The organism is Clostridioides sp. ZZV15-6597 (assembly GCF_020657815.1).
Classification (GTDB): Bacteria; Bacillota; Clostridia; order Peptostreptococcales; family Peptostreptococcaceae; genus Clostridioides.
Window position 1 is genome coordinate 1 of sequence record NZ_JAGWCT010000006.1, and the last position, 15,899, is coordinate 15,899.

Consider the following 15,899-nt stretch of genomic DNA (forward strand, 5'->3'; position numbering starts at 1 on the left):
CTTAAATTAATTAAACTCATTTTATTATTCTATAAATATAAAAATATATCTATCTAAATAGTAGTATCAATTCTTCTATGAAGTTCTTTTTCTAGCTTAGCAATTTCCATTATGTATTCTACTTTATCTGTTTTTGTATATCTTTTGTTTTCTTTTTTAACATTTTCCTCTTTAATATTTTCAGTGCTATTTAAAGCAGAATTTTTATGCTTATCAACTGAATCATTTGATATAACTATATGTTCTTCAGTAATAACATCTATAGACTCTTGTTTATCTTCATAAATTTCTTCTTCTTTACTCCTTTCATTTTCTTTAATTTCTTTTATCTTTTTATTATTCGCCTCAATTTTATCTTTACTAGCAGATAGCTGTTCTCCAAAAGACATATTAATCCTGCTTAATCCGCTACTTAATTTACCACTCTCAAATAAATCGAATTTGGTAGATGAATGACGAGTTTGACTACTCATCTCCATATTCTTAGTACGAATATCATCAGATAAACTAATTCTCATACTATTAGTTTTAGAAATATTTTTTATATCACGGTCAGACGACACTAAAGTCTCTGTGGTATAGTAAGTTAATCCTTTCGAATAATCGTATTTATCTTGAGAATTTTCTTGATTAATATCAGATTGTTTAGATTCTTTTTTAAGTGTTCCTTCTTTAATTAATTGATTTGCATATTCCTGTTTTTGATTTTTTAAATCATCAATTTGTTGTTGTAATACTTCAATTTTCATATCTTTTATCCTAGAATCCATATTTTTATCAGTTTTCAAATCTGTGATTAAACTTTCTAGCTTTTGTATTCGCTCATCAAATTTTTCTAACTTGTCATTACTTTTATTGCTATAATTACTCTGATTTACATGTGCACTCCTTGTATTAATAGATATAGACATTAGAACTACTCCCTACTCAAATATTCTAAACCCTAGAAACTTTATAAACTACATTTCTAGCTTGTGGTAATTTCCCATCTGGAACACCAACAGCAATACCAAATGGTACACAATATCCTTCTGGTATATTTAATAATTCTCTGTATTTTTTATTTGTATCAAACTTCATCGTTGTCGATTCTGATTCTTTTACATCATCTTTATCTAGAACACTCACAAGACCCACAATGTCACCTTGCTCAACAGGTGTAAATAGTCCCCTAACCATTCCTATTATGCAACTCCCAAGTCCTAAAGCTTGTGCAGCTGTTGTTATGTTTCCTGTAAGTATTCCCGCGTCATATGGAGCCCATGAACTCTCTTCGTCATAAGAAATAAATAAAACAGTTGGTGCACCATAAAATAATTTAAAATTTTTATTTATTTCAACGTTACTAACTTCATGAATTCTAGAAAAAGTATCATCACTAATCTCTTTTAAAAGTTTTTGGTCTTGTACAACAGTTATGTGCCATGGCTGTTTATTACACCCTGAAGGTGCTGCAAATGCACAATGTAATAATGTATCTAATTGTTCATCTGTAATTTGCTCTGTTGTAAATTTTCGTATACTTCTACGCCCTTGTATCAAATTTATTGTTTGATTGTCTTGTAAATTATTCATTATATCTATTCCCCCTTTTATGTATTTGTTATCTTAAATACCAAATCTTTAGAAACTTAATTTTATAATTAAGTTTCTTTATATTCTTATTATAATTATTTTTAGCTTACATGTGAAGCTTTTATAATATCAAAATATCAATATATCTACTCTACAAATAATCTTCAATAAAAAACTGGTATCACTCAACTATAGAAAATATCATTTTTCTACAGAACGATTAATACCAGTAAAGTTGATAAAATATACTATATTAATTTAAAGGACCCCAACCAGTTTTGGTATGAATCTCTGTTTTTACAGACGTAACTGTATCTGTATCAACATCCCATGACCTACCTGCAACAGAAATACCATTGTTACCTTTATACCATCTACCTTCATCATAATCATAAACTAAAGATGTGTACCAATTACCTCCAGTCTTATCATTTGCAAATACAACTACAGTAGCATCAGATTTAGTAGGATTATATGCATATGGTTGTATATATAATGTTGCCTTACTTAAATTATATTTCTTCTTAAATTCATCTGGAATTGTAGGCCAGCCTTTTTTATATTTATTATCTAGTAAATAATTTCTAAAAGCATCATTCCCTTTTGAAGACCCTGGTATTACAGAAGGGTCTACTGCAAAAGATGCAATTAAATCTTTCATACTTTGATGTACATCCCTAGCCATCTCAACACCATCTGGATGTTCTGTACAAGTAACATAAACTCTTGCAATACTTTCTTCTCCAGTTATTCCATCATAACCATCATCAAACTCTGCTGAATATGTTCCACCTGACTTACACTTTGGCTCTGTTTCAAAATACTTACCATCTGTATTCTTTAATACATCTTTTATAACCTCTTTTTTATCTTTACTAGGTTCCTCAGCTACAGCAATAACAATTTGAGTCTTTATATTTTCCCTATTAGAAAGACATGTTACTGCTTTACTTTTTTCTATATTTTTAAAAAGTGCTGGTAGTGCAACTATAACCAAAATTCCTATTATAGATATAACTACCAATAATTCAATTAGTGTAAAACCCTTTTTATTCATAATAATCATTCCCATTAAATAAAATTATAGTATTTACTTTAACATGCTATATAGCAACAAAGTGTCTACATAAAGCTCTTCCAACAAAAACTCCCAAAATACTTAATGTCAAGTTAAAAAATATGTTTAGTCCAAATAATATATAATTCCCGCTATCAAAAAACTTTACAGTTTCAAAGCTAAAAGTAGAAAATGTAGTTAGTCCTCCCATTAAACCAGTTGTCAAAAACAATTTCAAATTATTAGAAATAGAATTTGTTCTTATACTCATTTCCATCACAAAACCAATTAAAATTCCACCCATAATATTGACCACTAAAGTCCCAAATGGAAACTTAGTTCCTACAAACTTTAGAGATATTAAATATCTTAATATAGCTCCCAAAAATCCACCAATACCAACATATAATACTTGAATCACATGTAACACCTACCCCAAATAACTAAATCACTTCCATATTAAAATTCTATGTCTTCAACCTCTATTCCGTCAATTGCATCCTGTACTAATTTTTCTATATCAAGTGACAGCTCAGATTTTTCTATTTTCTCTAGTCTAGGCTTAGTGACAGGTTTTCTAGGAGAAAACACGCTACAGCAATCTTCTTCAGGTATTATAGATGTTTCAAAAGTCCCTATTTTCTTAGCTATATCAACTATGTCTGATTTATCCATAGCTATAAGTGGTCTAAATACTGGTAAATTTACAACAGCATTAGTGCAAGTAAGCCCTTGTATAGTTTGAGATGCAACTTGGCCAATACTTTCACCTGTAATCAAAGCATCACAATGTCTTTTTTCAGAAAGTCTTTGTGCTATTCTCATCATAAATCTTCTTGAAAGAATAGTAGCTTCTTCTTCATTACAATTCTCACCAATTGCTTTTTGTATCTCTAGTATATTTACTTTATGAAGTCTTACTCTACCACAATATTTAGCTAATATCTTAGCTAAATCTTTAACTTTTTCTTGTGACCTTTCACTTGTGAATGGATAGCTATGAAAATGTACTGCTTCTACTTCCATACCTCTTTTCGCAACCATCCATGTTGCTACTGGACTATCTATACCACCTGATAAAAGAGACATCGCTCTACCATTAGTTCCAAGTGGCAAACCACCATATCCAGGTATAGTATCACTATAAACCATAGTATGAAATTCTCTGTATTCACATTTTATTTTAACTTCTGGATTTCTTACATCAACATCAATTCTATCTCCTACCTTTGATAATAAGTATCCACCTATATCCATACTCATTTCTTGAGAAGTTAATCTAAAAGACTTATCTCCTCTTCTTGACTCTACCTTAAAAGTTTTATATCCAGCATCTATTTTTTCTTCTAACATCTTTAAAGCTATTTCTTTTAATGTATCATAATCTTTTTTAGCTCTTACTCCAGGACATACACCTACTATACCAAATACTTTTCTAACTTCTTCAATTACTTCTTCATAATCATAATCTTCTAAATCAACATATATTCTTCCATACTCTTTATATACATTAAATTTGCCAATTGGCTTTAACATATTTCTTATATTTCTTATAAGTCTATTCTCAAATATATATCTATTTTTTCCTTTTACTCCAATTTCTCCATACTTTACTATTAATATATTATACACCATTTCACCTCTTAAACTACTTTCTTCTTATTATTTATACAGTATTCTTTATTTCTTTCTCATTATTGACCTTAAATCACAAATTGATTCTTTTAATACTTTCACAGCTTCAAATATTTCATCTTCTGTGTTCATATCAGATAGGCTAAACCTTATTGTTCCATTGATTTCTTCATTTGCAAGACCTATAGCATTTAAAACATGACTACCTTTTTTCTTAGAAGAGCATGCAGAACCAGTGGACACATAAATTCCTTTTTGCTCTAGGTAATGAAGTAAAACTTCTCCTTTTGTACCTATAAATGATACATTTAATATATGACATACGCCATCTTCTGGAGAATTAATTTTTATATCTTCTATATTCTCAATTATTTTATTTCTAAATATGTTTTTTAAGTTATTTATCTTCAAAATAACAGCATCTAAATCTTTACTTAATATATTTACAGCTTCTCCAAGCCCATATATTCCAGGTACATTTTCTGTTCCAGACCTAATTCCAATTTCTTGTCCTCCTCCTGTTAGCATAGGCTTTAAACGATTGTTTTCCTTAATATACATAAATCCAATTCCCTTTGGACCATGAAATTTATGTGCACTTACACTCATAAAATCTATATTGCATTTAGATGGCCTAAAGTTTATTTTACCATATGATTGAATGGCATCTACATGAAAATATATCTTCTCTTTTAAAGACTTCAGATATTTTCCAACTTCATCTATTGGCTGTATAGTTCCTATTTCATTGTTAACATGCATCATACTTACTAAACATGTAGTTGATTTTATAGTATTTTTCAAATCTTCTATATTTATCTTTCCATCTTTTCCGACCTCTAAGTAAGTTACTTCGAATCCATCTTCTTCTAAATCTTTTAATGTATTTAAAACAGAAGGATGTTCTATATTTGTAGATATTATATGATTTCTTCTCTTCTTATTTATATTGGCAATACCTCTTATTATGGTATTATTACACTCTGTACCACCTGATGTAAAATAAATCTCTTTATCTTTCGCTCCTAGAGATTTAGCTACAATCTGTCTTACTTCTTTTATACCTTTTTCAACTTCCACACCTTTTCTATGAACAGAAGAAGGATTTCCATAATCCGTACTAAGTGCATATACCATTTTATCTATAACTTCTGGATAAGGTTTTGTAGTCGCACTATTATCTAAGTATATTTCCAACTTAATTACACCTGCCTTTATTTAAAATCTTCAACTCTAATTATTATACCATTAATTACAGTATTTTTTTTGTTAATCTTTATTAAAAAGATAATCTTAAGTTTATAGAATCTTCTTTCATAAAAATCTAGTTTTTTCACTCAACTACAAAATTTTATGTTAAAATATAATATGTTTATACTATACCCTACAAAAATACGTGATAACATACAATATATGATAAAATAATATATTATATAAAATAAATATATTATATTATACATATGCTTATTTTTGCTATAAAGTCTATTTTTATAAGCTTACTTGTTATAAAAATAACTTTTATAATTTATATCAAAAAAAATATTGATTTTTGTGTCGCATTTTGTTATAATAAATTAAGGTTATCCCCCTGGTAACCCTAGTTAGTTAATATATCTATTCCCAATACCCTTTCATAAGGATATATTTTATATTTATTAAAAATCGAATTAATATCGGAAACTAATTCGATGGAAAAAAAGAGCTTACCCCGAGCTCTTTTTTTTTCTACAAAAATATAATATCAAGTTAAAATAAAGTTAATATCAGTATAATTTAAATTTTAAAAATTATATTAATTATCACTAAAAAAGGATGTATTGAATTTCTAATATCAATACATCCTTTTTTTATATATTATAACACTTTTGCTAAGAATGATTTTGTTCTCTCATGTTTTGGATTTCCAAAGACTTCTTCTGGAGTATTATCCTCAAGAACACTTCCTCCATCTATAAAAATAACTCTGTCTGCAACTTCTTTTGCAAATCCCATTTCATGAGTTACAATTGCCATTGTCATTCCTTCTTTAGCAAGCTCTTTTATAACATCCAAAACTTCATTTACCATTTCTGGGTCAAGAGCAGATGTTGGCTCATCAAATAACATCATATCTGGTTCCATAGCAAGAGCTCGTGCTATTGCTATCCTTTGCTTTTGCCCTCCAGATAATTGTGATGGATACGAATCTTTTTTATCTAAAAGACCAACTCTACTTAATAAAACTTCTGCTTTCTTTTCTGCTTCTTCCTTAGTCATTTTTTTTAATTTAATTGGTGCCAATGTTATATTATCTAAAATAGTCTTATGTGGGAATAAATTAAAGTTCTGGAACACCATACCTATATTTTGTCTAACTTCATCAATATTAGTTTTTTTATCAACTAAATTTTTTCCTTCAAATATTATCTCTCCACCTGTAGGTATTTCTAATAAATTCATACATCTAAGAAGTGTACTTTTACCAGAACCACTTGGACCTACTATAACCATTATTTCGCCTTTAGCGATTTCTAAGTCTATATTTTTTAATACATTTAAATCTCCAAAAGATTTACTTAAATTTTTTATTGTAATCATATTATCACTTTCCTTTTATACTATTCTATGTTTTATCTAAATGCCAAATATTCTCTCATCTAGTTAGACACAGATAGTTTCTTTTCTAATAATCCAACTAATCTTGATAGAGTAAATGTTATAACAAAGTAAATTGCCGCTGCTACTATTAATGGCTCTAATGCTCTGAATGCTGCATTTTTTACTATGTCAGCAGTACGCATTATTTCAACAACTCCTATTACAGATATTATTGAAGATTCTTTTACAAGTGTAATAAACTCATTTGCTAATGAAGGTAGTATATTTTTTATAGCTTGAGGTATTATTATATATCTCATAGTTGACCAGTAGTTTAATCCTAATGATCTACTTGCTTCCATTTGCCCATTATCAACTGATTGTATACCTGATCTCAGTATCTCTGCCACATATGCACCAGAGTTTACTGACAATGCAAATGCACTAGCTATAAATTCACTTGGTATACCAAATAACATAGGGAATCTTATTCCTAACTGAGGTAAGCCAAACCATACTATATATATCTGTACTAATAATGGTGTCCCTCTTAAAATTTCAATATATATTGATGATATTGCTCTTAATGCTTTATTCTTTGATATTTTTGCCATACAGATAATTATACCTATTATAAATCCAAAGCATAATGCCACAAGAGAAATTCCTACTGTCACACCTGTTCCTTCCAAAAAAGAAGTCCCAAATTTACTTAAAAAACTAAAATCTAAACTCATAATTTCATCTCCCACATAACTTTCTTACTAATTTGAAGCAGCTTCAGTAGATGCTTCATTTAAAAATTCTTCTATTTTTTTACCATCTTGTAATTCTTTTATCTTTTTATTTAATAATTCTATAAAGTCTTTGTTATTATCAGCTTTTTTGATTGCTGCTGCCATACCTTCTGTTACATCTTTACCAACTTCAGTGTTTGCCATTTTTATTCCATCATATTTCTTAACATTTATTAAAGAAACTGCTTCATTAGTAACAACTGCATCTATATTCCCATTTTTTAATTCTGTAATTAAGTCAGGTATTGCTTTTAAAGATTTTGTAGTTGTCATTTTTAGAGTATTAACTACATATTCTTCCTGAATACTTCCTGCCTGTACTCCTACTCTAAGCTTTTTCAAATCGTCTTCAGTTTTTACCTTGTCTATATCTGCATCTTTCACTATAACTGCATTTCTACTTAAATAATATAATTCTGAGAAATCAACACTCTTTTCTCTTTCTGGTGTTGGAGACATACCTGCAAGAACGATATCAACTTGGTCTGCATTTAAAGCACCTATTAATCCATCAAATGACATATCTTTAATTTCAACCTTTACACCAAGTTCCTTTGCAAATTCTTCAGCCAACATTACATCGAATCCTTTTATTGAATCTTTACCATCCACTACTTTATGAAATTCAAATGGTGGGAATTCTGCACTAGTACCTACAACCAATTTTCCACTTTCTTTTATTTGCTCTAATTTTGTTTTTTCTTCTCCACCACTACATCCTACTAGTGATAATGTTAATCCTAATACTAATCCTAAACTTAATAATTTTTTAAATACTTTCATTTTAACTACCCCTCTCTTTTAATTATAATTTTCCCTCAAATTTTTAATACTTTAATGTTTCGAGTTACAAAAAAAGTCCCTCAGTCTTTAATGACTAAGAGACGACTTTACCGCGTTACCACTCTTATTGATAAATACTTATACAACCTTCAAAATTTGTGAATTTTAGCTTTTATAGCTAAAAGGATATTTTAATTTTAAAATCAAAAAAGTCCCTTAGCTTTACAGCTAAGAGACGAATTATATCCGCGTTACCACTCTTTTTGATAAGTAAGTACTTATCCTCTCAATCCCTTAAGGCGGGCAAACCAATTATCATACTAACTAAAACTTCTGATAATTTCCTCCAGAGCTCTCTTCACATAGACTTCATTGCTAGGCTTACACCAACCCCTAACTCGCTGTAAATCCATGTATGCTACTTTCTCTATCACTGGATTTGTTTCCTTAAATTGTTAATACAATTGTACTTCCTTCTAATATTTTTGTCAATAAGTTTTTTATTTTTTTAATAATTTTATTTTCTAAAATTCAGATATTGTATTACATGCTTATTGTATTATCCATATATTTATAAATAATGTATTTCTTATTTATTTCTGTTTTTTAGGAAATTACAGATAATATACTTCTTATTTTTTCAACTACTTAAATGCTTATAAATAATATCTTTCTGTTTATTTCCATTGCTTAAATACTTATAAATAATATTTTTCTATTTCATTTCCATTGCTTAAATACTTATAAATGATATATCTTATCCTTACTAAATTTTATATACTAAGTTAAATAATATGGATTATATTCTTCAATAAACATGTTTTCAAATCTAAAGTTCGCTCTCTATCTTTAAACTTTATCGTAAACATGATTCCATCTTTTTTTATTATTTCGCCTTCGTGAAATTTTTTATGGTATACTTTATCACCAACACCAATACTATCAATTTCTTTTTTAGTTGGAGATTTTATATCATCAATAAACAGTGATTTATCAACTTTTTTACCATATTTATTTAAAGTAGAACTTATACATAATTTTTCTTCAGCTCTTGTAATAGCTACATACATAAGTCTTCTTTCTTCTTCTAATTGTTCCTCTTTTTTTTCTTCCTTACAAATATCATATGATTTTTCATGAGGTATTGTTCCTTCATTTGCACCTATAATATAGACATTCCTAAATTCTAATCCTTTTGCACTATGCATAGTTGTAAATATAACACCATCAGTCTGTTTATTCTTATTATTTTCCATTAGCTCTGTCTTTACTCTCTCAATATGGTCTAAAAACTCTGTCACTGTATTAAAATTTGTAGCAGAACTCTCAAGCTCATTTAATATCTCTACAAGCCCATTAGTCTTTATCTTTCTATTGCTACAGTAATCCAGAACATATCTATCATAATCAAGACTAGTTCTAATATAAGATATTGCGTTTTTAGGATTTAAAGTATTCAAATAACTCAAGTCTATCTCCAAATCTGTTATTGTTTTGACTTGTTTGGGATGAAGGTTACATTTGTTTATTAGTGCTGTTACAAAATCTTTTTCATCTTTAACCATATTTACACTATCTTTAGATATATATCTAAATGGCTTATTTATAATTCTTAACCAATCTTTATTTGATTTTGGATTAATACCTATTCTTAAATATGCTAGTATATCCTGACTTGCCCAGTGGTCATATATTGTAATTACTGAGTCTTTTACTACAAATGGAATTCTCATATCCATAAATACATCTACTAAGGCTCTTGATTGTATATTAGTTCTATAAATTACTGCAAAATCTGAATACTCTACATAATCCTTTTTTATTTCGTCAATTATTTCCTTGGCAATATGTAAAGCTTCTTCCTCTGAATCATATGGAGAAATATAACTCACAATGCCTCCCTTGCCTTGACTACATTTAATAACTTTTTCATATCTATTTCTATTTTTTTCTATAAGCCTGTTTGCAGTATTTACTATTTCATTTTTAGACCTATAATTTACATCCAGCACTATTTTTTTAGTATTATTAAAATATTTTTCAAATTCAAGCAAAAAATCTGGTCTAGCTCCTCTAAAACCATATATACTTTGGTCCTCATCTCCAACCGCAAATATATTGTTTAATGGATTACAAATTAACTTTAAAACCTCAAATTGCACTTTATTTATATCTTGAAATTCATCTATCAATATGTATTTATATACATTTCTAACCATTTCTAAGGCTGATTTATTATTCAAAAGCAAATAATAAGTCTTTATAAGCATATCATCAAAATCAATCTTATTAACTTTTGATTTTTGCTCTTCATATAAATTATATACTTTTAAAAACTCATCTTTTGTCAACACTTCTGAACTAAATTCATTCTTATCCATAAGTTCATTTTTTACATAAGATATTTCATTTATAACTTGTCCTATATTTTCATCATCATCTGCATTTTCTATATTTAGACTTTTTAATATTGCCTTTATTGTTATCCTCTTTGACTTTTCATCAAATATACTATCTAAATTGTATCTTTCAAAATACCTCAAAATCTTAAAAAACACAGAATGAAAAGTACCATATGTTACTTTATTGAATCTTATATCATCACTTAAACTTAATGCTCTATTTTTCATTTCTACTGAGGATGCTTTGGTAAAACTTATTGCCAATATTCTTGCTGGTGCTATATTTTTGTTTACTACCATATTAGCTATTCTATATGTAATTACCCTAGTCTTACCTGAACCAGGCCCTGCAAGTATCATGCAAGGCCCATCTATATGTTCAACTGCTTCTAGTTGATTTTCATTTAACTGTCTTATATCTATATTTGTTGTGATTATTACATCCACCACCTTAATTTATAATCATCTTATTTTCTTTTTTAATTATAAACTAAAAGTATCCTTAAAATACATTTAATTTTTCTTCTATTAAACTATATCATCTCTATTTTCATAACATAACTTGAGTTCCTGTTTAATTTTATCACTTATATCTTGAGGAACAAATTCTGGTTTACCAACGTAATATCCTTGAATATAATCTATTCCAATAGCTACTAATGCCTCCATTTCACTTTTGGTTTCTACACCTTCTGCTATAACTTTAATATTTCTTTCTTTAGAATATGAAATAAGATTTTTTAGTATTTTTTTCCTGTCTTCATCTTTGTCAATACCTCTTACAATAGACATATCAATCTTCACATAATTTGGCATTATATACAATAATACAGCATCACCATTGTAACCTGTTCCAAAATCATCTAGAGCAATTTCTATATTCCAATTATTTATATATACTTTCTTTTTATCAATAAAATCTTCACTAATCTTATCATTCTCTGTTATTTCTAACACTACCCTATTTAGATAATTACCATATAAATCTTCTATTTCTTCAAAATCAACTTTCGATAAATTATTATTTGGTATAGAGTTTAAGAATAATTTACACACTCCAAATTTTTCCCTATATCTCTTAAAAGATTTAAGTGCTTTGAACCATGTGATACGTTCAATTTGATATAATTTAGACTGTGAACGAGCTAATCTAATAACATCCATTGGAGAACTAAAAGTTTCCATTTTTGGTCTCATAAGTGCTTCATATGCAAATACTTCACCTTTACAATCCACAATAGGCTGAAATGCATATTCAACCAATTGACCATCAATTAATTTATTTAACTCTTCTCTATTATGCAACAAGAATGAATCTTTATTATATATATTAATATCAAATTCACTTACTTCGCCTTTAATTGTATTTTTAATTTGATACATAGCAAAATCTGCATATTTCATTAGTTCATCATAGTTAGTTGAATCGCTAGGATACCAAGAAATTCCTGCTGATGCTCTTATTTTAAATTCTGTTCCATCATGAAGCTTTAATAAGGTATTATTCATCTGTGTCTTAACAGAGTTAATAATAGTTCTTATGCTATCTTTACTTTCATACCCATATATGAATACATAAAACTCATCTCCTGAAAGTCTAGAAACTATACCATTCCATGATATAAACTTTTTAAGTATATCTGCTGCACATCTAATATATTCATCACCAGCATCATGGCCATAGGTGTCATTAATATATTTTAAATTATCTAAATCCCACATTATAAATGCAGCTATTTTAAGCTCTTCTTTGTTTTCAAATTTTTCTCGTACTTGTGAATAAAAAGCTCTCCTGTTTAGAAGATTTGTTAAAATATCAAAATCTCTTTCATACTCAATTTTCATTTTCTCAATAAACTCTTTTGTAACATCAACAACAACACCTAATATCTTTAAGTCATCTTCAACAAGATTTAATCTTATCCACTTAGACGTTTTATCTTTAGACTCAAATTTATATATATATATATTTTCTGTCTTATAATTTTTCTGTAAATATGTATCCATTTCCTTCATTTTTTTTAAAAATTTACTTTTCGATATATATCCATATTCTTGAAATTCATCTTCTGTAGCAAATATACTAAAAAATCCTTTTGTGCAAAAAACATTATCTCCATTTTTATATAATTCAAAAGCTCCAATTGGCATATCTGCCATTTCAATAATTTGTGATAATTTTGATGAGGAATCTGCAACATTTGCACTAAGTAGCTCTATAGCTGAAGATAATTCATCTATTTCAGATATATTTATTTTATCAAGATTTACTGGTTTTGATGGATTACTATTTCTAACTTTATTAACCAAAAGAACAATTGGTTTTGTAAACAATCTTGAAGCAATATAAATACCTATAAGCCCTATCACTAAGGAAACTGCAACAGACACTATTACCAAGGTTTCCACTCTTTTTGAAAAACACAATAAACTTTTTTCTTCAATAATTCCCAAAAGAGCCCAACGCTCATTTTCAAATGGAGTATTAGAATTGTATAAATCTAAATATTGTACACTAGCATAAGTACTTTCTTTAATTTTACCATCATCTTCATTTTTGACTTTATATACATTTTTATAAGATTCTTTTTGCTCAAGGTTGGAATGTAAACCATCCCAAAATTTTTCTTTAAATGTATACCCATTTGAAACAACATTTTCAAATGCCAAATCATCATTTCTATCTACACCTAAAATATAATTACCTTTTTTATTCTCATTTATCTCCCCATATGGAAGTAACTCTCTTAAATAATTTATACCTAAATCTATTCCAAGTACTCCATATACAGTTCCATCTTCATAAATAAGAGGAACTGAATATGTTATAACTCTATCTCCTGCATTTGTTAATAAAAACTGACTTCCCCAATATCCTAAATTAGAACTTGATGTATTTGGATTATCAATTGCAGCTCTAAATGGTTTATAAAAGAAATTATCTCCTTTTCGTTCATTTTCACTTTTAAAGAAAAACTTTGGAGCCCAATAACTATCCATAGATATTCCAAAATTTCTTGCTATCTCTGAAGAGCCTCTTTCAATTAGTAAATCAGAATTATCATTAGGATTAAATTTAGGGTCTAAATCTCTTATATACAATCCTGTCCTACTTATTTCATCTTTACTATTTATTGAATCATCTTCAATATCTTTGTTATTTAAAATTATGAAAGAACCTGTAACAGAATTTTTTCTCAAAAGATATATTAAATCTTTTGATATATTTTTTATAATTTCTTTATTAATTTCTTCGTTGATACCCACATCTTTAATTGAGGCATTATTTTCATCTAAAACCTTTTTTACAGATGAGTTAATAGCTAGTTCTGTCTCGCTTGTCTTTGACCATCTTTGTAACATCTCATTTTGTATATAATTTTTACGATTAATTACTCTTTCATTTAAAATGTCAAATGAATTGTCATTTAGTTTTTTAATAGTTCCTCCCCATAAAATTGTGGCACAAAATAAACTTGTTTGAATTAGCATAACAATAATTAGAGGAAATATCATCTTTTTCATTATTGAGTTATTCTTTTTTAGATTATTTTCCATATTTATTCCACCCATACCTTTGTGCATTTTGGTACACGTTGCCAATTCACCTACTCTTTTACAGCATTTTCAAGCTCAGTCTTAAAATTCAAAAACCATTCTGAAAAATTTTCATCATTATTAAATTGTGCTACTGCATTCTCTTTAGAGGTTCCATTTTTTATTAATTCATTTATTTTCTTTAAATCTCCTTTGGCCTTATCAATCATTGAATACTCAAGGATTTGTCTGGCTTTTGTCCCACCATCAAATGCTTTATTAGTGTACAACTTACAACTATTAATTTGTTCAATAGATGAAACAATTGAACTTTCAACTTTACTTGATACCTTTAAATCATCTTTATTCATGACATCCTTTATAACATTCAAATCATTGGTTTTTTTCTTTACTGGTAAGTATCCAGAAGCAATAGAGAATTTTATATTAGACTCTTTATCTGTAAACCATTTTAAAAATTCTACTGATGCATATTCTTCTTCTTTAGTAGATTTTGTTACAGCCATTCCTGCCCCTTGTTGTACAGCATATTTTTCTTTATCTTTAAAACGTGGAGCTTGAAATACAGACGTCTCAATTTTATAACTCTCATTATCATTTAACATTACTTCATCTGGAAAATATGATGCTCCTGAGCTAGACCCAACAAGAGCTAGTATATCTCCTGTTTTTGCATCATCAGAACGGAATTTACCATAAGATGCAAAATATCCATTTATATATGGGACATAAAAATTATCCCATAATTTTTTCATAACCTTTTCATCAAGATTTAGTGTAACTTTTCCATCTTTCACTGAAAAAATTTCTACTCCTAACTGCTTACTTCCTATAATAATATAATTTGCTAGAGCATCTCTTCCAAAAAATGCTTTACCATCATTAGGCTCTTTTGTTAAACTATCTGTCCATTCATAGTATTTCTTTGATGTCTCTACTAATCCTTCAATTGTTTGTATATCATTTATATTTGAATTTGTTGCTTTGGCAAACTTATCCCAATCTGTCTTATTTAACATCAAAATCTCAGTAGACTTTGCAATCGGAAAAAGCTTAAATTTGTTATCAGAATTTAGTCTACCCTCATCTACATATTCTTCTATATACTCATTTAATTCATCTTTACTTATGTACTTGCCAATATCTACTAATAGTTCTAATTTATCCATTTCATATGCAGTATCTGAGTATGCTGCAAAAATATTTGGAACCTCTTCAGAACCAACCTTTTTATTAGCAGAATCTAACACCTTTTCAGATAAATCAACTACATTTCCCTGACTAAACGCTTCAACAATAATTCCTTTTTCAGCACCTACAGTGTCATTAAATTCCTTAACTAGCTTATCAAACGCCATTTTTTGCTGTCCATTATAATAATGCCAAATTTCTATTGATGTCGGATTTTCTGGATCTAGTTTATAGCTCTCTTCCTTTTTCAAATCACACCCTGTAAGTAATAAAACAATCATTGATGTGATAATTAATTTTACAAATCCACTCCTATTCATAAAA

Annotated in this window: 12 protein-coding genes and 1 other annotated feature; all 12 genes read right to left on the minus strand. The window is 28.1% G+C overall.

The annotated features are described in order from the left end of the window. Window positions 1–53 precede the first annotated feature (53 nt). Window positions 54–911 carry a hypothetical protein gene (locus tag KGF52_RS02485; protein WP_227839034.1) on the minus strand — a complete coding sequence of 286 codons (858 nt, stop codon included), beginning with the start codon at window positions 909–911 and terminating at the stop codon, window positions 54–56. A 25-nt stretch (window positions 912–936) separates the two neighbouring features. Beyond that, entirely contained in the window at window positions 937–1,575 is a 639-nt protein-coding gene (locus KGF52_RS02490; protein ID WP_227839035.1) for a nitroreductase, read from the minus strand. Window positions 1,576–1,828: 253 nt separating this feature from the next. Further along, a complete protein-coding gene (locus KGF52_RS21540; protein WP_285891666.1) occupies window positions 1,829–2,632 on the minus strand; it encodes a prepilin-type N-terminal cleavage/methylation domain-containing protein in 804 nt (267 codons plus the stop codon). A gap of 46 nt (window positions 2,633–2,678) precedes the next feature. Continuing rightward, the gene (gene crcB, locus KGF52_RS02505; protein WP_227839036.1) at window positions 2,679–3,053 is read right to left on the minus strand and encodes a fluoride efflux transporter CrcB; all 375 of its coding nucleotides are present in this window, start codon (window positions 3,051–3,053) and stop codon (window positions 2,679–2,681) included. A 38-nt stretch (window positions 3,054–3,091) separates the two neighbouring features. Continuing rightward, complete coding sequence (thiI, locus tag KGF52_RS02510; protein ID WP_227829499.1) at window positions 3,092–4,267, minus strand: tRNA uracil 4-sulfurtransferase ThiI; 1,176 nt, start codon at window positions 4,265–4,267, stop codon at window positions 3,092–3,094. Between the two features lie 45 nt (window positions 4,268–4,312). Then, window positions 4,313–5,464 (minus strand): cysteine desulfurase family protein, encoded by a 1,152-nt coding sequence (locus KGF52_RS02515; protein ID WP_227839037.1) that lies wholly within the window; start codon window positions 5,462–5,464, stop codon window positions 4,313–4,315. Between the two features lie 657 nt (window positions 5,465–6,121). After that, complete coding sequence (locus tag KGF52_RS02520; protein WP_227839038.1) at window positions 6,122–6,844, minus strand: amino acid ABC transporter ATP-binding protein; 723 nt, start codon at window positions 6,842–6,844, stop codon at window positions 6,122–6,124. 59 nt (window positions 6,845–6,903) lie between these two features. Continuing rightward, window positions 6,904–7,581, minus strand: a complete 678-nt coding sequence (locus tag KGF52_RS02525) for an amino acid ABC transporter permease (RefSeq protein WP_227839039.1) — start codon at window positions 7,579–7,581, stop codon at window positions 6,904–6,906. A gap of 27 nt (window positions 7,582–7,608) precedes the next feature. Beyond that, complete coding sequence (locus KGF52_RS02530) at window positions 7,609–8,424, minus strand: transporter substrate-binding domain-containing protein (RefSeq protein WP_227839040.1); 816 nt, start codon at window positions 8,422–8,424, stop codon at window positions 7,609–7,611. A gap of 228 nt (window positions 8,425–8,652) precedes the next feature. Continuing rightward, window positions 8,653–8,867: a binding site (T-box leader), on the minus strand. Window positions 8,868–9,209: 342 nt separating this feature from the next. Further along, the gene (locus KGF52_RS02535; RefSeq protein ID WP_227839041.1) at window positions 9,210–11,276 is read right to left on the minus strand and encodes an ATP-dependent helicase; all 2,067 of its coding nucleotides are present in this window, start codon (window positions 11,274–11,276) and stop codon (window positions 9,210–9,212) included. Between the two features lie 78 nt (window positions 11,277–11,354). Further along, the gene (locus tag KGF52_RS02540; RefSeq protein ID WP_227839042.1) at window positions 11,355–14,384 is read right to left on the minus strand and encodes an EAL domain-containing protein; all 3,030 of its coding nucleotides are present in this window, start codon (window positions 14,382–14,384) and stop codon (window positions 11,355–11,357) included. A 50-nt stretch (window positions 14,385–14,434) separates the two neighbouring features. Further along, window positions 14,435–15,895: an extracellular solute-binding protein gene (locus KGF52_RS02545; RefSeq protein WP_227839043.1), complete on the minus strand. Its 1,461-nt coding sequence runs from the start codon at window positions 15,893–15,895 to the stop codon at window positions 14,435–14,437. Window positions 15,896–15,899 lie beyond the last annotated feature (4 nt).